The following is a 21,207-nucleotide window of genomic DNA, read 5'->3' as shown; positions in this document are numbered from 1 at the left end:
AGCTAAATGTCAGGAGGAAGATTTTTCGATGGTGACTTCTTTTCCGTTAGTGACAAATTTACATGCCCCGTATTCATTCACGAGATTAATTGATGTGTCCCCTATCTGGCAGTAAACACCGGGGAAGCAGTTTTTATAGACTTCTATCACGTAACGTCGATATAGCGAGCTGAGCTGAGTGGAGCTACTCTCCATCTTAGCCTTGATTTCAGCTATACGTTCAAAGTGGTGCGTTTTAGTCCATGCCAAGCGCTCTATGAGCTCTTCAGGGCGCTTATTCGCAGGCTGTTGCAGCAACTTCATTTCTGCGTCTTTCACCTTCATGAGCTGTTCATGTTCATGATCCAACTCTTTCGACAGGTTTATCGTGTCTTCCATTAACTCACTGAGACCGGTAAATGCATGAACATTGGTATGAACACCAGACGCCGCCCCTAAGGTCAATGCCCTTACGCCACACTGCGCAACATGTGTGCCGCCAGTCAATGTACCCGTGCGTTTGTTATCATCACAGACTACCAAGTGATTTTCAGTGTAGGTACGGCAATGCATCGCATGCTGACTAATGTTGATGTCACCTTTGGCTTCGATCCGCGCATACTGTGCGAATTTGGCAACCACGGAGCCTTTGGCATTTAGGCTGGTGGTAATTTCTTGTTCAGACTGAACCTGTCTACCTAAAATGCCATTATGGATAATGATGTCACCGCCCGCGGTTAATGTCGCAGACTCCACAACACCACCTACAGTAATTGAGCCAGTAGCGTTTACTTTCATCCCGGCGTTTACGTCACCGTTGATAACCACGCTGCCTTCGAAATCAACGTGGCCAGTAGCCACAGTTACCGCCTTCATGCACAAGGCATTATCAACTTCGACACCATCAGGTTGTAGGAGTGGCAATCCAGCTACTTCAGCGACAATCACATTCTCATCGTTGCTGCTGAATTTACTGCCAGGATAGAGTTTTAAAGGAACATCATTACCAGGAGTGGTTGGGAGGATTTCACCCGTCACACGGAATCCTTCGATCCCTTTTGTTGGTGGGATTCGTTTCGCAAGCGGCTGACCTTCCTGAACCGTGATCATCTTGCCCAAATCACGCATGTCGACGGTACCGTCATCTCGCTCTTGCGGCCGGAGTACACGGGATTTACTGTCTTGAACCAGATAAGCAAGCTTGGAGTCATCACCAGGGATAGGCCATTTGCCATTGGCGATGGGCACTTCGAGGTATTCACCAGGCTTCAACCGCGCTGAAGCGGTAAGAAGTTTTTGTAAGGTTTGTTTCTTTACACCACGCACGATTTGAGATGCTTTGAGCGCAGCAAGGAGATCGTTGCCTTTTATGGGATTACCGCCACAGGCGCCATTGACTCGGAGGAAGGCTGTCATTTTTTCGTCGTCAAAACGCGCGCTGACCGAAGCATCTCGGCGTTCAGCGACAACAACATCGTCTGGCTCCCCCTTCCACTCATCATTGGAAGCGTTGATTTTCACAAGCACCGCTTCAATGGTTTTTTCAAAGCGGAAAAAGCTGGCTACTTTATTTTGTACCAGCCAATCAACAATGTGCTTTTTTTCGATATGGGGCGCGTCTTGGTCTGCCTTAGGTACCACAGTCATGTAGACCCTGCGACCATCGTTAGATAGCCGCAAAAGCTGTTGCAGCATGTAATCCCCTAAATAAATACACTAAAACTACGAACGAATGTCACATTCGCATTCTACCTAGATGAAACACTTCGAAAGAAACACCACAACACTCAAGTTAGAATCAGATCTCATTTAATTATTGACCACTGACTCATTTAAGATACGTGTGTCATATAAATGAATTATAGAGAGTTTTGGCTATTATGCCCTCCTCACAACAAAGTTTAGTCCAAGGTTGTGAAATACAAAAAAAGCACACCTATTTAGTGTGCTTTTAAATCAGGAAGTTAACGTACTCCGCCTCTATGGCGATAACTTTTGGTGTTCTTCATCAGAGAGCCATTCATCCAAACTGAATCCATAACGAAACTTACCATCAGGCTGATCATTACAGTAGATCAATGAGCCTTTCAATGAAGGAATATCAACGACTTTAAGGAAGTAATTTGTTTCTAAATCAATAATTTCTGTCGTTAGTAATCCCATGCCACTACGACTGATATCACGAATGACAACAGGGTGTCCGAAGCCTTCCTCTTCGTTCTCAAGCATCGGGGACGAAGTGGCATACAAACGCGCGAGGATCCCCCCGCCACCAAGTTCTATTCTCTCTTGAAAGCGTTTGCACTCACTTTCTCCCCCCGACTTTTCAATCAGGGTATCGCAGAGCTTTTCGTAATCATTCATTGTACTGCCTCCCCGACAACTGCTTCTTCCCTTTACCTGCGATAGCTAACTATACACAGCCGTAACAGCACCTTGTTACTCTCCGCAGCAGAGTTAAAAGTATATTTATGATTCAACAAATTGGATGTATTGAATGTTAGATAATTCTTATCCAATTCACTGCAAATTTCCATGTTCATTTACAGTGTAAATTTACGTTTTTAGAGAAAGTTCTTCGACGCGTTTTTGTCTGACTGCAAATCGATAACCTTGGAACGATTCAAAGCGCTTGGAACTTGAGGTGATGACCTGGTCTTCAGAAAGACCAACCTTTTTTATCATGGTCAGTACGCTAGATAGGTTGCCAATGTCCGCGGCGAAATGCGCATCAGAGCCTGTTGTAACAAATGCCCCCTTTTCTTTCGCCAATGCTGCAATAGCCAAACAGTATGGCTCACTACCTTTGCGTGAGCCATTCAATGAAGAATTGTTGAGTTCAATAGCTACACCGTGTTTCGCGGCTGCAGTGACGACAGCTTCTGCATCTATTGGATAGTTGGGGTTTCCCGGGTGAGCAATGGCATCAATCAACTGCGTTTCCATTGCACCAATCATTGCTTGCGTATGTGCAGCATCAGTTTGGGCACGAAAAACCGCTTCATGTAAGCTGGCATTAACCCACTCCATACTGGCGTACACGTAGGCCGGCATATCTAGATCGCCATTAGAATTCATGATGTTTGCCTCAACACCGCGAACAATACGAACACCGCTGAGAAAATCGGGGATCACACGTTGGTTAACGAAGTGCCAATGATGAGGTGCCCCTGGCATGGTGCTGGCGTGGTCAGTCACACAGAGATAGCTTAGACCAGCAGATTTTGCCTGCGCTGCATTCTCCATAATTGTGCTGTAAGCATGACCACTGGCAACAGTGTGGGTGTGTGTATCGGCGACAAGTTTCATTGCATATCCTTATTTGGCAACTGCTGACGAGTCCAATCACGCATTGCGGCTTCAGTGTCTTTGCGTCCACGAAAGCCGAACTTCTCCGCGACATTCGCCCATGACTGGCGTTGAAGAAGTCGAGCGATCATTAACGAACACATTTCATCTGCTGCATTTTGTGTGCTGTTTGCGGCAAGCCAATGAATAAACCACTGCCATAAGCTTCCAGTGACCAAATCGTATCCCAGATTGCCTTGAGCAAAAAGGCTAACCTGATGAAGTGCAACAGAAGAAGGAGAGCTAGCCGCATTAGAGTCAGTCAACAGCGCGGCGACTAATTCCGTCTCCATATCAGAAAATTGCTCTGCTACCTGGTAGTTCAAGTTGAGATAGAACAGGGCTTGTAGAGCATCAAACCACTCAGGTTTTCGCTGAATTGTTTTACCCAACTGAAGTGAGTAAGTACCACTAGCAGCATCCCGTTGAACGCCTAAGCGCAAAGGCTGGTACCCCAACGAAGACCAGAATCGCCAAAGTTCACTATTCGCTCCGAAGCTGGTTCCCACTACATTAATGTTTTCCAAGTCGGCACTTGTTTCCAATGCTCTGACTAATTGCTTGCCAATACCTTTGTTCCGGAAAGCTGGCAACACTGCGATGCGGACGATCCGAATTAGAGGGTCAGCCAACACCGCGTCGTTCCCCGTATGGGTGGCAAGACTCTGAGCAAGAAGATGACCTTTAATACGGCGCCGCCCTTCAACGACTGCTTGGGCCAGTTCCCGCTCAAAGCCACCTTCTTTCGATGCGAACAGCGCGCCAACCAAAACTTGGCCGCAATAAGCGCCGAGTAAACGAAGACCTTGCCCATCCAACAACTGAACGAGATCATTGGGAGACGTTTGATAATGGGCGGTGACCAAAAGAGAAAATAGCTGCTTCAATGTGTCTTCGTCATTGGCGAGCTCTTTAGGATCAATAGCCTTTATGGTGATAGCAGCTTCAGAACCTTTAGGTGTTAAAGGCTCAGCATCGAACAAAAAGGCGCTAAATAGCCATGCTTCCAAAGGGTCGCTATCGGCCCATCGTACAGGCTCAGTCAAACTGACTTCTCGCCAGCCTTTAGCCTCTTCGTTCAGCATGGCTCTGAATCGGGTGCTGAAAGCGCGCCCTGTTCCTTCATAGCCATGCTCGGTAGACGAAAATACAATCCTGCTGTAGACCTTAAGCATTTTTGACAACATTGGAAGAGGAATCGCTGCTGCTTCATCTACAAGGAGAAGGTCGCAAGACGGTTCATCCCTTAACAAAGCATCAGGCGCTACAAAGAAGAGTTCGCTACCATTATCTGCTATTCGCGAAAGACGCCCATTCTTTGATAAAAGTCCCCTTGCTGCAGCATGGGAAAATAAGGTTTCTACATTCGAAAAGCGTGGAGAAGTCACAGCTATCTTTTTGTTGGATTGGCTCATCACTTCAGCAGCAGCGATGCCCATAGCGGACGACTTCCCGCGACCCCGGTCTGCGACAAGTAGAGCAGGGCGACGGCGGTGACCTCTCAACACTTTCTCAATCGCTGCGATGGCAGATTGTTGGGATAGGGTTGTCCCAGTCTCCTTATCCATCCATTCGCCTTTTGCTTCAGTTACTTCCATCGTTGGCAAAGACGACTCACCGCGCTGACGTATAAAGGCCGCTGCCGGATGCTGCCCAAAGCGAAGGAAGCGATGATAAAAACGGCTTTCCTGAAGTACATTTTCGTCGACAATCAGAGCAAGTAAGGCACCACCTTTAACACAACCGGCCGCAGCGCAAAGCTTATCGACATCTAAGCCGTTTCGAAGATCGAGCGCCAGTGCCCCAGTCTCCTGCCCAAGCAATTGACGGGCTGTGTTCCATGGGAGGACATTATCACCCTCCAGTACATCACTGATGACTGAATCAACATCGCAGGCAGATATCATGCTTTTTAAAAATGCATCATCACCGGAAACAAAAACGGGATATCTAACAAAGCCTGATCTAGCCTTGTGTTTCAGTGTCTGTAGTAGTTCAAGAGGGTATGTATTCACAGTCTTTTCGTTTATCAATGAGCACCTAACAATGATAACGGAAATACGATCGTGGAGAGAGACTTAAAACATCAGCGCTTTAAACGGTAGGTATAAAAAAACGCGCCTGATGGCGCGTTTTAAGTCGTTCAGCTTAAGCTAGGCGGGATTTTATAAATGCCAGAATGGCATCCGCATCTTCATCGTTGAGTTTCTTAAGATTAATCGAAATAGCATCGCCTTTGCGGCGGTAGCTCGCACGACCTTTAATCAAATCGATAGAGGGTGCTTCAGGTTTTGTCGTTTTAGGTTTGAGTGAATCACACCATTGCTCAAGAACCAGTGTCACTTCACGGGTAATACGGCTAACACCAGTTGCTTCAACGGTTTGCCAAATTGGCGTCCCTTCGAACTTCGCATCCAGCGCCGCCTTCTCGTCATCCGTCAAAGAGAAGTAAAGCTTGTGCAGCTTAACGATGGTTGGGCGCCCCAGTTCAGCAACACTTGGGTAAGCTTGAAGCAGCGACAACGGTAGTGCTGCGGCTTTCAACGCACCGCTCACCAAAGCTTCACTGCACTGACAGACCTTCGCCAATTCTTTTTGATCAAGCACATCCCCGCGATCCAGCATGGCCTGCATCTCTTTACCGCGCTCATATAGCGACAGCGGTTTGTGTGCATTGGCTACATCTGATAGGAATTTTGCGTGCTTACTGTTGATCCCCTTAGCGACATAAATCAGGAAATCTTGTTTAGCCAGAATACAAGACATACGACGGCGGCTACCGTCCAGTACTTCAATCTTATCGCCTTCCAGCCAACGACCGACAGCCGGATATTGCTGGCCACGGTCCTTCAGGGTGGTCAGTATGTCCTGCAGTGCAAGCTCATTGAGGAATGACTGCTCACGGGCGTTTTCGGAAAATACCGATGTGCGGTTAGCAACATCTGCAGCCGGCACGCGTACCAGTTCGAATTCAACCGTAGCTTCTCCTGCGACGGAAAGCTCAATGACAGCTGCCTTCTCCGAAGCCGCTTTTTGCGCTTCCTGTGCGGTGGAAGCGCGGCGTTTATCCGCTTTACCAAACAGACGCGCATTCAGTTCTGACGTTTTAATAGCCATTTATCACTCCTGATTTCGCTGCGACCAATGGCTGTGAAGCACTCGCTCCAGCTCCAGCCCGGCGCGGTGTACCGCTTCCTGCGCCGTAGATAGGGTCTTCTTACCGCCTTCAAAATCCTGGGCAGTAAGGTCAAATACCGTACTGTAGGTGTCTGCACAGGTTTCAAAGGCACGGCTACGTGGAATCGTCGCCATCATCACCTGGTCACCAAGGAGATAGTTCATCTCGGTCAGCACTGACACCTGCTTCTTGTTGTCATCTTCAAACATAGTCGGTACCAGGCGAACAAACTCCAAGCCAGGCCAATCTTCAGGAAACATTTCGTACACGGTTGGGAGATGTTGGAAAAAGTTCACCGTAGACGCCCAGTCCAGACGCTTCGCAGCACAAGGGATCAGCAGTGCATTAGAAGCATACATCGCGTTCCAAACCAGTGGATCGATGTGCGGACCAGTATCAATCATGATGACGTCGAACTCGTCGGCAATCACATCAATCACTTTCTCTTTCAGCAATTGAACAATGTCCAGAGAGCCGTTGGTAGCAAGGCTCTGCCAAGCTTCGGCGTTAAACATGGCATCTTCAGGGAAAGCCGCGATGGTTTTCAGGTTAGGGTACTGCGTTGGAAGCAGCACGTTCTTCATCATGAATTCTTTATCTGGTGTCTGTGGCGTGTTGTCTAACATCACATCAACCGCAGAATAGATGCCTTCCTGCTCGGTAATACTGATTTGAGGGTTCAGGAAAAGACGAAGCGAACCTTGTGGGTCCAAGTCGATAAGACAGATGCGGTAACGCTTTTCTAGGTTCAGCGCCATGCAAGCTGCCATATGAACGGCACTCATTGATTTACCTGTGCCGCCTTTTTGGTTCTGGATATTGATAACCCAAGGCTTGTAACCCGCTCCTTTACCTTCATGGAAAGCAGGAATTTTTGCAGCTTCCATAATTTGGTGGGCTTCATCCAGAGTAATGGAGTAGTGATTAGCATTGTTTTTGGTGAACTGATGGCCAGCCTCTTCCATCCGGCTAATCGCTTCATCCAACTTACGACGCGTCAGACCAGAGCGCGTTTCCATCAATGCTTTTGACATCGGTGGGAACAGTTGGTCATGACGCTCTTCCATTACGATTTCAATGCGGTCTGCTTGAACCTGCTTCGTTTGCTCTGCAATAGTTTGCAGGTTTTCTATTGTCTTTTCCCTATTCATTTTTCTTTTCGCCATAGAAGAGAATTAAAACAAATTGTACAGCAAATTACATCGCGCACAATAAAATGCTGAACATACTGCAATATAATTAAGATCTTGCTCACTTTATGTCAAAGCGATGAAAAATCGGCCAAAATATATGTGACTTATGACAAGCTAAATCTCTCAGATTTAAAGTGTTACGGCGTCACTTCTTTACAATGTAAACTCAAAATAGTCTGAAAGTTGTCAAAAGTACCGGAACACTGAAAAGGGTTGGCTAAATTACGGATGATGTTCATCTGATTTCATCTCTATACTATTTCAGACTGAATACCTGCTATCTAAAAGCGAAGTCACCAAATAACAGAGCATCTTGATCATCTTTCCGGAAGAATGATCAAGCAAAAAGCTGAAACGGGTAAATGTCGGTGTAAATAATGAAGTCGACCTTGATCATTCTTTCACAGAAATTCACTGCCAGAGGAAGAATGATCAAGGTGCAAATTTGAGGAATATTTGGTCAAAGGGTAGGGCTTTCGGATCAAGATTTACCGAAAAAATGATCAAGAGGAATAGCCAGCTTTGATCGTCTGTCTTTCCTCTCGGAACGATGATAATCCTTCGCCAAATTACGGCTGATGCCTTTTCAATACTGGCTTTATACTGAAAATCACCTTGGTTCAGCCACATAAGTGCCGTCATCAAACGGATTCAGTGAACAGTTCCAAATACACAGACACATTCTTGATCATTGTTTCGGTAACCGGACACATATATCGACCCGGCTAAAATACGCCTGTCGTCAATTCAACTGAACAGATACCCAGTATGTTTGGTGGCCAACATATGTACCAAAGGCCGAAACCAGCCGGGAAAAATGTTGAAAAGGCACTTCCCTGATCATCTTTCCAAGAAGAAACACAGCCTAGAGAAGATTAAAACGTCGCATTATCCAAGGACACAACAAAACTTCTGTGGATAAGTTGTGAAAGTACCATGATCATGCTTTTGAGGGTTCGATGATCACGTTTTCAGTGTTCTGATGATCATCGTTTCGGACTTATAATGATCATGCTTTCAATACTTTATTGATCATCTTTCCAAGCTCCCCCTGATCATCGTTTCGGATCGGGTAAAATTTAATGCTTTATATAACAGAAGGTTACATCATTCCTTTTGCTCGGATCATAAGATCAAGTAATCAATAAGATCTATTTAAATCAAAAAGATCAGTTTAAAAGCCTCAACAAAAAGATCTTTCTTTCTTTGATTTTTTCTTTTAATCTTTTCGGAAAGATGGCGTAATTACGGACATCTGTATTCTTATAACACTTTGGCTTAACAAGGAGCTGTGGCGAATGGCCTCAAGTCCCTCTGAAAAAATCCTGATCACAGCCCCTCGATCTCACAAAGACGGGCATTTGTTTGAAGTACATTCCCAATTGGTTGACTGGCTTCCTCAGTATGAACATTTCAGAGGCGTCACTAAAAGTATCCTTGAGCTGCTAAACCTGATCTCTCTTCGAGGCTTTTCTTCAAAAGACGGTTTGGTTTCCACAACCGAACTGGTTGAAGCAACTGACGGACAACTGACACGGGCTGCTATCCAGCAGCGTTTGCGTGCCGCTGTGCAGATTGGCCTTTTCACCCAACAAGGTGTTCGGTTTGAAGAAGGTTTGGCGGGTAAAACAATGCTCCACCGATTTGTGAACCCGAGTCAGCTGATTTCCGTTTTGGGCTCTGCAGGCCTTCAATCCGAGAAAACCAAAGTCATTGCCAAGCAAAAACGTTCTAAGGCATTAGCGCAAAACCATGTTAACAAGCAATTGCTGCATGAACATGGTTTGGGAACGCCTCCAATGATGCCAGATGAAAAGGATCAGATCCTGATTTCTCCCACCAGCTGGGCAGGCATCATTGACCAGGCTTTGGCACCACCACGCACCAAGAAAAGCTATCAGAAGTCGATGGTGGCGATAAGTGGCACTAAGGCGATCATCGAAACGCGATCATCGAAGTCGATCATGACGGTAGATGATCTGATGACGCTGTTTGCATTGTTCACGCTTACAGTGCAGTACCATGATCATCATCTGCCAAACTATGAACTGCAGACACAGAAAGTAGGCAACAAAACGCCAGTTTACATCACGGATATCCTATCTTTACGTGGTAAGAAAGACAGCGGGCCAGCACGTGATTCCATTCGTGAAAGTATCGATCGTATCGAATTTACCGATTTCCAACTTCATGAACTGACTGGCCGTTGGTTGAGTGAGAACATGCCAGAAGGCTTCAAGAGTGACCGCTTCCGTTTTATCGCTCGAACGATCACAGCATCGGAAGAAGCGCCAAGGGAAGGGGAGGATGGTGAGATCCGCATCAAACCCAACCTCTACATCATGGTTTGGGAGCCATCTTTCTTTGAAGAGCTGATGACCCGCGACTACTTCTTCTTGTTCCCACCGGAGATCTTGCGTCAGCATACCCTGGTTTTCCAGCTTTACAGCCTCTTCAGAAGCCGTATGTCGCGTCGATTGGAAGATTCGATGACATTGAGCGATCTGAACCAGAAAATGGCGAGAAACATCGAATGGCGTCGTTTTTCGAGTGATCTGATCCGTGAGCTTCGCAAGATGGCGAAGAAGGAAACCGTGGCAGATGGCGTGTTTGCCGTTAATCTCTACGGTTATCACCTCACACTTTATCGCCTTGATGACGACAAGAAGCACCCGGACTATCGCATTGATATCAAGTGTAACGTCGATGAAGTGATCCGCTTCTCGCGTGCCAAAACTTACAATGAAGGTAAACGATCCCTGGCTCCAACTATGCCTAACCCGCTGCGCAATGAGATCTTGCCTAAGCAGGACCTTGATCAGCTTTCAGAGATTATTGATGGTGAGTTCGAGCCGATCCAGCGTAAGGAAAAGCGTGGCGGTCGTTTAGGACGTCGTGTGAAGCTGCGTAAGCATTTGGTAGAAATCAATGCCGACGAGCTGACGATCACTTTATCCAAGTACACGTCACAGGAAGCAATGCAGCGCGGGATCACCGCGTTGTCTGCCATGACAGGTCATCCGGCAGCAACGATCGCGGAAGAATGCCAGTCTTACATGGATAAGCTGGATTATTTACGCGTAGATGGCGAAATCCTCTCGTATGAGACTCTCAGTAAAACGATCGAGTTTTACAACAGCCAACAAGACGATAAGCACCTATCGATCGAGCGCCTGATCTCCGGTCTGGCTGTGCGCCGCAAGGTTTGCCGTCAAGTTTATGACGGTCATTTAGACAGCACTGTGCTTGCGGTTTTGGACGAAGTTGCTTCCGGTGTATAGAAAAACTCACCCTATATTGACAAAATTCTGACATGCCAAGCCCAGATACCGACTAGGATTATTAACGAATAGATACCTTTGTCCTATTGGCATCTGGGTTCGCCCGATGCATTGATTTGCTAACCCTTTGACGAGCCTCCCGGCTCGTTTTTTTTGTCCAGCATTTCGGCAGTGTTCAGGAATGCCTGCACAGTCACATTTCCACATGTTGCAAATATGTAATCACGGTGCTAGCGTTTACACATCAGCCGCAGATATCGGCTGGCCGCCCACGATGGCAAAGCTAACGCAATATCTACTTCCTAACATACTTCTAAGAAATTGGTTGTCACCCGGAAGGGATGCGGGCTACGAGTGGGCCGTTGCGTGCGTATTTTCACCGGTCAATGATCCTAAGGGAACACAGTGACATCCATGATCCTGACTGACTCAGACATCAAAGCCTTCAAGCGACAGGCGAAATCACAAAAGCGTCAGCTGCATTGTTCTCATATGCAGGCGTTGGATGTGGTTGCGCGTCAGCATGGTTTTGATAGCTGGCATCAGGTACTGAAAATTGCCGAGCGGTCTGCGCAAGCCCATTTACAGGGTGATATTTCGACGACACAGCGCGTATTGCTTGATAACTCACTGTACACCTCTGTTCCTGTTGGATGGTTGATTGGCCGAAAATCCTACCCGGATTTCTCTTCGACCAATGACGCCGCGCCTTCTGCTAACCCAAATGAATTGGAAGTGCCGACCTCTCGCTGGCGAGGAGAAAAACACGGGTAATACCGGGGTGACGCGACAGGGAGTTATCCATGAAACGTGCTATCTTCGGAGCCGTTGTTGCTTCAAGCTTGCTAAGTGTTAGTGCTTACGCTGAAACCATTTCCATTTCCTGCGGCGCTGTCGGACAGGAACTGGAGCTTTGTCAGGAAGGCGTTTCCGCGTGGGAGAAGGAAACTGGCCACACGGTAAAAATTGTTACCACCCCTAACTCTACCACTGAGCGTTTGGCGCTTTACCAGCAACTGCTGGCAGCCGGCGCAAAGGACATCGATGTCTTTCAGATTGACGTTATCTGGCCGGGTATCCTCGGCAATCACTTTATCGATCTGAAGGAATATTCTAACGGCGCAGAGGAAGGTCACTTCCCAGCGATCATTTCCAACAACACAGTAAAAGATCGTCTGGTGGCTATGCCATGGTTCACCGATGCAGGCGTGCTTTACTACCGTTCTGATCTTCTCGAAAAATATGGTGAGCAGCCGCCGACAACCTGGGAGCAGCTCACCGCGACTGCTGAAAAAATCCAGAAGGGCGAACGTGAAGCCGGTAACGACAAAATGTGGGGCTTCGTATGGCAAGGCCGCGCCTATGAAGGCCTGACCTGCGATGCACTGGAGTGGGTGGCTTCCTACAACGGCGGCACCATTGTTGATGAAAACGGTAAGATCACCATCAACAATGACAACGCCAAGAAAGCACTGACAACAGCGGCTGGCTGGGTCGATACCATCTCTCCCCCGGGTGTACTGAACTACGGTGAAGAAGAAGCACGTGGTGTGTTCCAAACCGGAAATGCGGTCTTCATGCGTAACTGGCCGTATGCCTGGTCGCTTGGTAACAGCGAAGATTCACCAGTGAAAGGTAAAATCGGCGTTGTGGCTCTGCCCAAGGGTGGTGAAGATGGCAGCCATGCCGGTACTTTGGGTGGATGGCAGCTTGCTGTTTCTAAATACTCTGCAAACCCAGAGCTTGCCGCAGACCTCGTGATGCACCTGACTTCGTTTGAAGAGCAGAAACGACGTGCTATTAAGGGCTCTTATAACCCAACCATAGAAGCGCTTTACCAAGACGAAGAAGTACTCACGGCCGTTCCTTTCTTCGGTAGCCTTTACAACACCTTTGCGAACGGTACACCTCGCCCTTCTACCGCAACGGGTTCCAAATACAATCAGGTGTCTAACGCCTTCTGGAATGCAACACACAGCGTGCTCTCCGGCAATAAAGATGCCGATGCTGCACTGACCAAACTCAACAAAGATCTCAAGCGCATCAGTCGCAATGGTCGTTGGTAAGTGTTGATCTGGCTGTCAGGCCCTCTCATCGCCTGACAGTCGCTTTCAGAGGAAAATTGTATGGAACAGACCAGCGCACTCACGCGTAAGCGCGTACGCGCCGCCTGGTGGTTTCTGACGCCAATGATAATCACCCTTGCTATGGTGGCAGGGTGGCCGCTCCTGAGAACCTTCTGGTTCAGTATGACCAATGCCACTTTGGATGGCAGTGGGGTAGCGGAATTCATTGGCTTCGATAACTACTTTATTTACGAAGACGGCGAATTTTACGGCATCTTGTTTGATCCCACTTGGTGGCAGGCAGTGTGGAATACCCTGTATTTCGCCATCGTGTCTGTAAGCCTTGAGACAGTGTTCGGGATCGTGGTCGCTCTGGTGCTTAATACCAAGTTCAAAGGGCAGGGATTGGTTCGTGCAGCGGTACTGGTACCGTGGGCGATCCCAACGATTGTCTCTGCCAAAATGTGGGGCTGGATGCTTCACGATCAGTTCGGGATCATCAATGACTTTCTGATGACCTTGGGGTTGATTGCTGCGCCACTTGCCTGGACGGCGGATTCTGATCTCTCGCTCAATGTGGTGATCGCGGTAGACGTGTGGAAAACCACACCGTTTATGGCCCTGCTGGTGCTGGCTGCTTTGCAGATGCTGCCTTCTGATTGCTACGAAGCCGCCAAGATTGACGGTATCCATCCGGTCAAAGTCTTCTTCAAAGTCACCCTTCCACTCATCATGCCTGCCGTTATGGTGGCCGTAGTATTCCGCGCTTTGGATGCACTCAGGGTATTCGATCTTATCTATGTGCTCACGCCTTCCAACGAAGCCACCATGTCGATGTCTGTGTACGCAAGACAGAACCTCGTGGACTTCCAGGATGTCGGTTATGGCTCAGCCGCTTCCACGCTGCTGTTCCTGATCGTGGCACTCTGCACCATTGCCTATCTCTACGTTGGTCGTAAAAGCATGAACGAGGGCAACTGATATGTCGAAGAAATGGTATTTGCAGGTAGGCTTCTACCTCTTGGTTGCTGTGATTGTCGTGTTCTCGGTGTTCCCGTTTTACTACGCCATCGTGACTTCCTTTAAGTCTGGTTCAGCACTGTTCCAGGTCGAGTATTTGCCTTCATCGTTTGACTGGAGCAATTACGCTTCGGTGTTTTCCGGTGGGGTGTTTGAACGCAACCTCTTGAACTCCGTGCTGGTGTCGACCGTGGTGGTGGCCATTTCGCTGCTGCTGGGTGTGACGGCGTCCTACGCGCTGGGACGGATCCGTTTCCGCGGTCGCAATATCGTGCTGCTGACGATTCTTGGGGTCTCGATGTTCCCACAGGTGGCGGTACTTTCCGGACTGTTTGAGCTCATTCGCGCGTTTGGGCTTTATAACTCCATGCCGGGTCTGGCGCTCGCTTACATGATTTTCACGCTGCCGTTTACGGTTTGGGTACTCACCACCTTCATGCAGCAACTCCCTCTTGAATTGGAAGAAGCTGCGATTGTGGATGGTGCAACCCCATGGCAGATCATTACCAAAGTCTTGATGCCACTGCTGTGGCCAGCGCTGGTGACCACTGGCCTGCTGGCGTTTATCGCCGCGTGGAACGAGTTCCTTTTTGCCCTGACTTTCACCCTGACCAATGAACAACGTACGGTTCCTGTGGCGATCGCACTGATTTCCGGTGCCGGTCAATACGAACTGCCGTGGGGCACCATCATGGCGGCTTCCGTCATTGTGACAGTGCCGCTCATTGTTATGGTGCTGGTCTTCCAACGTCGAATCGTCTCCGGCCTCACTGCCGGTGCAGTTAAGGGATAATCAGAAACATGAAACAACAAGAATCAACCTGGTGGCGCGGCGCGGTTATTTACCAAATCTACCCACGCAGTTTTTATGATGCCAATCAGGACGGAATCGGTGACTTGCCGGGGATTACCCAGCAGTTACCTTATGTGGCAGCGTTAGGCGTTGATGCGATCTGGCTGTCGCCTTTTTTTAAATCGCCCATGAAAGACTTCGGCTACGACGTATCCGATTATCGCGATGTCGATCCGCTGTTCGGCACACTGGATGACTTTAAGCGTCTGGTGCAGGTTGCGCACGATCTGGGTCTGAAAGTGATGATCGATCAGGTTCTCAGCCATACCTCGGATGAACATGCCTGGTTTCAGGAAAGCCGCGTGAGTCGCGACAACCCGAAATCCGACTGGTATGTCTGGGCTGATCCAAAGCCTGACGGTACACCACCAAACAACTGGCTCTCCATTTTTGGTGGCTGTGCCTGGCAGTGGGAAAGCCGACGTCAGCAGTATTATCTGCACAACTTCCTCGTCAGCCAGCCTGACTTGAACTTCCACAACCCAGAGGTCGTGGAACACCTGTTGGATACCGTGAAATTCTGGCTCGATTTGGGCGTCGACGGTTTCCGTCTCGACACGGTCAATTTCTACATGCATGACCGTCAGTTGCGCGACAACCCCGGGTTGTCGGCAGGAGACAGCAAATCGCTTGGCGTGCCTGGAACCAATCCGTATTCCATGCAAAAACACCAGTACGACATTTCACAGCCGGAGAACCTCGGTTTTCTGAAAAAGCTGCGTGCATTGCTCGATCAGTATGACGATATCACCACCGTCGGGGAGATCGGTGACGACAACCCTCTGGCGTTGATGGCGGAGTACACGGCAGACAACGACAAGCTGCACATGGCTTACACCTTTGATTTGCTCAACGTTCACCGCAAGCCGGATTACCTGGCGTCCGTGATTGAAAAAATTGAAGGGGCCATCAACGATGGTTGGGCGTGTTGGGCGCTGTCAAACCACGACGTGGTGCGTTGTATCACCCGTTGGGGGGCAGAAGAAGCAGACCAAGTGGCTTATGGCAAAGTGTTGTTGGCTTTGCTCACCTCGCTTCGCGGCAGTGTCTGTCTGTATCAGGGGGAAGAGCTTGGATTACCAGAAGCGGATATACCGTTTGAGAAAATTCAGGACCCGTATGGCATTCCTTTCTGGCCAGAATACAAAGGCCGGGACGGATGCCGTACCCCAATGCCTTGGGTCGGTGATCAAGGTAACGCAGGTTTCAGCTCTGCAGAACCTTGGCTACCTGTTGACCCGCGCCACAGCGCGCTGGCGGTGGATAAGCAAGAGCAGCAAAGTGACAGCATGCTGGCTCATTACCGCACTTACCTTCGCTGGCGCAAGCAGTTCGCCGCGCTGGTTGATGGCGAGTTGAGTGATGTGCAGTCCAATGCGCAGGGGCTCAGATTCGTGCGCTACAACGACGAGCAACGTCTGCTGGTGGCCTTTAACCTGTCCGATTCAGACATGACTATTTCCCTGCCGGAAGGAAACTGGCAGGCACTGGAAGGTCATGGTTTCGCATCCAGGCTGGAAAATGGATCGGTCACCCTCCCGCCTTATCAGGCGGCATTTGCAACGACATAACAGGGTAAGGACGCAATATGGCTGAGGTCATTTTAAATAAAGTTAACAAGAAGTTTGGCAAGGTACATGTCACCAAGGATGTGGATCTGCATATCGACAAAGGCGACTTTGTGGTGTTCGTTGGCCCGTCAGGCTGTGGTAAATCGACCCTGCTTCGCTTGATAGCGGGTCTTGAAGATATCACCTCGGGCGATCTGAAGATCGATGGCCAAGTCTGTAACGATCTGCCGCCACCGGAGCGTGGTATCGGCATGGTGTTCCAGTCTTACGCCCTGTATCCGCACATGACAGTTTACGAGAACATGGCGTTTGGCTTGCAACTGGCGAAAACCGAAGCCAAAACCGTGGACGAGAAAGTACGTGAAGTGGCGGCTGCACTGCAACTGGAACCCTTGTTGGAACGCAAGCCGAAAGAGCTTTCCGGTGGTCAGCGTCAGCGTGTGGCGATCGGTCGTGCGATTGTGCGGGAACCAAAAGTCTTCCTGTTCGATGAGCCATTGTCGAATCTGGATGCGTCGCTTCGCGTGCAAATGCGCATGGAAATCGCCCGTCTGCACGAACGTCTTGGCGCGACTATGATCTACGTGACCCACGATCAAGTGGAAGCGATGACACTCGCAACCAAGATCGTGGTGCTGGATGCTGGCCGTGTTGAACAGGTGGGTTCTCCGCTTGAGCTATACAACCACCCAGCGAACACGTTTGTGGCCGGCTTCATCGGCTCACCGAAGATGAACTTTCTGACAGCGGATATCGTGGAAACCGGTGAGATGACGACCCGTGTCCAGATCCACCGTGGTCAGGAAGTGGAAGTCTCAGCCAACACGATCGGCGCCAGCGTCGGCGATCCTTGCGTGATTGGGATCCGTCCTGAGCATATTCGTTTCGGCGAGAAAGATGCGATCCAGGAGGGTGGTGTGGCGTTGAGTGTGGTGGAGCAATTAGGTAACGAGTGCCTGATGTACTTCAATACGCCACAAAGTGCCGAGCCAGTGGTGATTCGCACCGAAGGGCAAACCAATATCCGTGCAGGTGATAAACGTTGTATCGAGTTTCTTGCGGATTACTGCCATCTGTTTGATCGCGACGGAAAGGCCTTCAAACGCTCTGTGGTGGGCGAAACCAAACCGTCACTGGTCGTGACTCCGTAATAGTCGGACAACGGCTTAAAACGCGAAAGAGGCAGGATTAAAATCCTGCCTCTTTTTTGGCTCAATGGGAGCGAATCAGAGCGTTGAAGGGCCCGTACCGGAGTAGTGGATACCGGAAAGCTCTGCCATTTCCTTATTGAAAGTCGCCAGATCGCTGTGAGTGAATTTGCTCAGATGATCGTGGCCACAAGCGCGTGCCATCACCTGCATCAGGTGGGTTGATGCGGTAAAGAAGTTGTAGAGTCGCTCAGAAGCTGCCTCCACATTCAGACGCTTACGAAGTTCTGGATCTTGCGTCGCAATACCTGCCGGACACATGTTGGAATTACACATGCGCGCACCGACACAACCAATCGCTTGCATCGCACTGTTGGAAAGGGCAATACCGTCCGCGCCCAGAGCCAACGCTTTCACAAAGTCACTCGGCACACGAAGACCACCAGTAATGATCAAGGTGACATCATTCACGCCCTGTGCGTCGAGGAAGCGTCTTGCGCGTGCCAGTGCCGGAATGGTTGGCACACTGATATGATCCCTGAACAGCGTCGGAGCAGCACCTGTGCCGCCGCCACGCCCATCTAAGATGATGTAATCAGCGCCTGCATCCAGCGCAAAGCCGATATCGGCTTCAATATGGTTGGCACTCAGTTTAAAACCAATTGGAATGCCGCCGCTTTCACGGCGCACTTCGTCTGCGATACGCGCAAAATCCGCGGGTGTTTTCAGATCAGGGAAGGTGGATGGCGAAATGGCATCTTTCCCTTCTGGAATACCGCGCACCTGTGAAATCTTTCCATGGTTTTTGATGCCTGGCAGGTGACCACCTGTACCGGTTTTTGCACCCTGACCACCTTTGAAATGGAAGGCTTGAACATCGCGCACTTTGGAAAGTTCAAAGCCAAACTTGGCACTTGCCAGTTCATAGAAATAGTGGCTGTTCGCAGCGTGTTCTTCAGGCAGCATGCCGCCTTCACCCGAACAGATGCCTGTCCCCGCTTTTTCCGCACCGGTTGCCAGTGCCACTTTGGCTTCTTCTGACAACGCACCAAAACTCATGTCGGACACAAACAGCGGCGTGTCGAGTTTCAGTGGCTTCTTCGCACGTGGACCAACGATAAGTTCAGTGCCAACGGAGGCGTCATCCAAGAGTGGTTTCGTGGCCATTTGCGCCACCATAATCTGGATATCGTCCCAAGTAGGTAGCTGGTAGCGAGGCACGCCCATGGAGGTCATCGGTCCGTGGTGACCAAATTTCTCCAGCCCTTCCTTCGCAAGCTGATGGATCAGCTCAACATAAGGCTCTTCCTTGGTCGCTTTTGGCGCGGGGGAAGCGCTTTCTCTTTGAACCGGCGGCATTTCTTTTCCGACATCCGTATCCGCATAGCGGGTATGGGTGCCATCGCAGAAAGGCTCATTTCCGGTGTGTTTACAGGCGCAGAACCAAGCTTCGCCATCTTTGTCGGCCTTGTAGGCCAGAGGCGTAAATTCCGTCCCGGCATGAGAGCCGTCACAATAGGGTTGTTTCTTCGAGCGTCCGCAGCGGCAATAGTAATATTCTTTACCTTTTTCGAGCTCGACTTTGATCGGTTTGTTATTGGATACAACAGGGTCTGTCATGACTTACTCCTTTAAGCGACATTGCTTCAGACGACCAACGTGATTGGCGTTTTTCACGCCTATTTAGGAATAGTGTCGAAGATCGTCAGACGTAAGTATGGCCTGTTTTTCAATACCTAACGCGCAACAAGTATGAGGCAAACCTAAATTAGTTAGCCGCGAACCAATTCGCCGACCCATGCTTGCCAAGGGAGAAGCTTCAGCACCCCATGGTTTTCGGGCACTGCATTGGCCATGTGCGGAAGAGAAAGGGATTTTGCCTCAGAGGGCAGGTTGAGCCTCACTGTTGCTTCATTGTTTGAGGCATTGAGTGCAATGATGAGGGTTTGGTCTGCATGGTGACGCTCTAACACCATCAGAGTCTGGTTATAGGCAAGAACCCGGCAGGCGCCGTCCTGCATCGCGACATGTTGTTTGCGCCATTGAAGCAGGGTGCGGGTAAAGTTCAACACAGAGGTATCATCCTGCTGCTGTTTATCGATGGTATATTCTGAGTGCTTAGGGTCGGCGGGCAACCAAGGAGATGACGCGCTGAAGCCAAAGTTCTCTTCGCTGCTTTGCCAAGGCATTGGTGTGCGGCATCCGTCGCGGCCAACATAGTTGGCGATCACTTGCTGACCAAATAAGTCCCTGCGCTGAGAAGGCGGGACATCGGATTCAGGCAGACCCAGCTCCTCCCCCTGAAACAGGCTGATAACCCCTTGTAGCGACATCAGCATGGTCAGCAATAGTTTTGCAGCCTCGGGTTGATTGTTGGCGTCCTGCCAGCGGCTAACTGTTCTGGCAATGTCGTGGTTTCCTGTGCTCCAACAACCAATACCGGGGTGAACGGCCTTCATGAAATCATCGAGTTGTTCACCCACCTGGCCAACGCTGTGACAAAGACTCAACGATTCGAATACATTGGCAGCGTCCAACGCATCTCCTTCACTGGTGTAGCGGTCAATCGTAGCATATGGGGAAGGATCACTTAGCGAACCCAGGAGCCATTTCTTTTCCTCGTAGCCATCAACGATGACCCGAAGCTGCTTGAGCAGGTGGATGTTTTCCGGTCTGCTGATGTTGTAACGCTGACTTTGATAGCGATAGGGGTCGGCACGAGCATCATCCTGCCAGCCCAGATGGCGTGGCGGGTTGTTGCGTAGCTTGTCGTCATGGAGGAACAGATTCACGGAATCCAAACGAAGCCCGCTCACGCCGGTATCCAGCCAAAACCGTACACTTTGATTCAACTCCCGCACGACATCAGCATTTCGGTAATTAAGGTCGGGCTGGTTGCTCAACGTGTTGTGTAAATAGTATTGCCCACGCGTAGGGTGCCATCGCCAAGCGGATTCGCCGAATATGGTTAGCCAGTTGTTTGGCGGCGTGCCATCGGCTTTTGCGGGTGACCAGACATACCAATCCGCTTTCGCTGAGGTTGCGCCAGCACTGCTTTCAATAAACCAAGGATGTTTGCTCGAGGTGTGATTGGCAACGAAATCCAGCATCACTGAAAGTCCGCGCTGTTTGGCTTCCTCCACCAGCGTGGTGAAGGTTGCCATGCTGCCATATTCCGGGTTGAGCCCTCGAAGGTTGGTGATGTCATAACCAAAGTCACTTAAGGGAGACTCAAAAACAGGGGAAAGTAATATGCCATCGACACCCAGCCAAACGAAATAGTCGAGCTTATTGATGACGCCCTGAAGATCGCCGATGCCATCACCGTTGCTGTCGAAAAAGCTGCGTACATAAACGTGGTAGAGGATAGGTGACGTGTTGGGTTTCATCGGTTTTCTTTTATTCCTTAACAGGTTAACCCTTTCAGCGTAGTGCAATTCTCAGTGTTTCTGGTGAGTTGCCACGCTTTACACTGTAAATAACGGGTGCCGTTCCCTGAATTTTTATTAGCGCTTAATTATCACCAAGTTGCAAAAACAAACCGAGGACATTTGGGGTTATCTCAAACGC

The 21,207-nt window shown here is 49.5% G+C and carries 15 protein-coding genes; 7 read left to right on the top strand and 8 right to left on the bottom strand.

The features are described from left to right. Positions 1 to 9: 9 nt before the first annotated feature. The 6 genes from GCE9029_RS10935 to GCE9029_RS10910 all read right to left on the bottom strand — a co-directional run bounded on the left by GCE9029_RS10935 (position 10) and on the right by GCE9029_RS10910 (position 7,656). Positions 10 to 1,674, bottom strand: a complete 1,665-nt coding sequence (locus GCE9029_RS10935; RefSeq protein WP_062663308.1) for a flagellar assembly protein A — start codon at positions 1,672 to 1,674, stop codon at positions 10 to 12. Between the two features lie 285 nt (positions 1,675 to 1,959). Continuing rightward, positions 1,960 to 2,343 (bottom strand): PilZ domain-containing protein, encoded by a 384-nt coding sequence (locus GCE9029_RS10930; RefSeq protein WP_062663307.1) that lies wholly within the window; start codon positions 2,341 to 2,343, stop codon positions 1,960 to 1,962. Positions 2,344 to 2,535: 192 nt separating this feature from the next. Then, on the bottom strand, positions 2,536 to 3,288 hold the full coding sequence (locus GCE9029_RS10925) for a phosphatase (RefSeq protein WP_062663306.1): 753 nt from the start codon (positions 3,286 to 3,288) through the stop codon (positions 2,536 to 2,538). Further along, on the bottom strand, positions 3,285 to 5,342 hold the full coding sequence (locus tag GCE9029_RS10920) for a tRNA(Met) cytidine acetyltransferase TmcA (RefSeq protein WP_231870082.1): 2,058 nt from the start codon (positions 5,340 to 5,342) through the stop codon (positions 3,285 to 3,287). Before GCE9029_RS10920 ends, GCE9029_RS10925 begins: the two co-directional genes overlap by 4 nt. Positions 5,343 to 5,475: 133 nt before the next feature. Next, positions 5,476 to 6,444, bottom strand: coding sequence for a ParB/RepB/Spo0J family partition protein (locus GCE9029_RS10915; RefSeq protein ID WP_062663304.1), 969 nt, complete (start codon positions 6,442 to 6,444; stop codon positions 5,476 to 5,478). Positions 6,445 to 6,447: 3 nt separating this feature from the next. Beyond that, on the bottom strand, positions 6,448 to 7,656 hold the full coding sequence (locus GCE9029_RS10910) for an AAA family ATPase (protein WP_062663303.1): 1,209 nt from the start codon (positions 7,654 to 7,656) through the stop codon (positions 6,448 to 6,450). Positions 7,657 to 8,996: 1,340 nt separating this feature from the next. Between GCE9029_RS10910 and GCE9029_RS10900 the strand changes: the two genes are divergently transcribed. From GCE9029_RS10900 to GCE9029_RS10870, 7 genes are all read left to right on the top strand, one after another. Further along, complete coding sequence (locus GCE9029_RS10900; RefSeq protein ID WP_062663301.1) at positions 8,997 to 10,979, top strand: replication initiator protein RctB domain-containing protein; 1,983 nt, start codon at positions 8,997 to 8,999, stop codon at positions 10,977 to 10,979. A 414-nt stretch (positions 10,980 to 11,393) separates the two neighbouring features. Continuing rightward, positions 11,394 to 11,753, top strand: a complete 360-nt coding sequence (locus GCE9029_RS10895; RefSeq protein WP_231870154.1) for a P-loop NTPase family protein — start codon at positions 11,394 to 11,396, stop codon at positions 11,751 to 11,753. A 29-nt stretch (positions 11,754 to 11,782) separates the two neighbouring features. Then, positions 11,783 to 13,045: an ABC transporter substrate-binding protein gene (locus GCE9029_RS10890; protein ID WP_062663299.1), complete on the top strand. Its 1,263-nt coding sequence runs from the start codon at positions 11,783 to 11,785 to the stop codon at positions 13,043 to 13,045. A 60-nt stretch (positions 13,046 to 13,105) separates the two neighbouring features. Beyond that, positions 13,106 to 14,026 (top strand): carbohydrate ABC transporter permease, encoded by a 921-nt coding sequence (locus GCE9029_RS10885; protein ID WP_062663298.1) that lies wholly within the window; start codon positions 13,106 to 13,108, stop codon positions 14,024 to 14,026. Between the two features lies 1 nt (position 14,027). Then, entirely contained in the window at positions 14,028 to 14,858 is an 831-nt protein-coding gene (locus tag GCE9029_RS10880) for a carbohydrate ABC transporter permease (RefSeq protein WP_002542581.1), read from the top strand. Positions 14,859 to 14,866: 8 nt separating this feature from the next. Further along, positions 14,867 to 16,489, top strand: a complete 1,623-nt coding sequence (locus tag GCE9029_RS10875) for an alpha-glucosidase (protein WP_062663297.1) — start codon at positions 14,867 to 14,869, stop codon at positions 16,487 to 16,489. A gap of 17 nt (positions 16,490 to 16,506) precedes the next feature. After that, entirely contained in the window at positions 16,507 to 17,640 is a 1,134-nt protein-coding gene (locus GCE9029_RS10870; RefSeq protein ID WP_062663296.1) for an ABC transporter ATP-binding protein, read from the top strand. Positions 17,641 to 17,715: 75 nt separating this feature from the next. On the opposite strand, the gene GCE9029_RS10865 is transcribed toward GCE9029_RS10870, so the two are convergent. Both GCE9029_RS10865 and GCE9029_RS10860 read right to left on the bottom strand, forming a co-directional pair. After that, positions 17,716 to 19,257 (bottom strand): glutamate synthase-related protein, encoded by a 1,542-nt coding sequence (locus tag GCE9029_RS10865; RefSeq protein ID WP_062663295.1) that lies wholly within the window; start codon positions 19,255 to 19,257, stop codon positions 17,716 to 17,718. Positions 19,258 to 19,409: 152 nt separating this feature from the next. Continuing rightward, a complete protein-coding gene (locus tag GCE9029_RS10860; RefSeq protein WP_062663294.1) occupies positions 19,410 to 21,026 on the bottom strand; it encodes an alpha-amylase family glycosyl hydrolase in 1,617 nt (538 codons plus the stop codon). Positions 21,027 to 21,207 lie beyond the last annotated feature (181 nt).

The organism is Grimontia celer (assembly GCF_900055185.1).
Taxonomy (GTDB): Bacteria; Pseudomonadota; Gammaproteobacteria; order Enterobacterales; family Vibrionaceae; genus Enterovibrio; species Enterovibrio celer.
The sequence above is the reverse complement of the archived record's forward strand: the minus strand, read 5'-3'. Positions and strand labels throughout refer to the sequence as shown.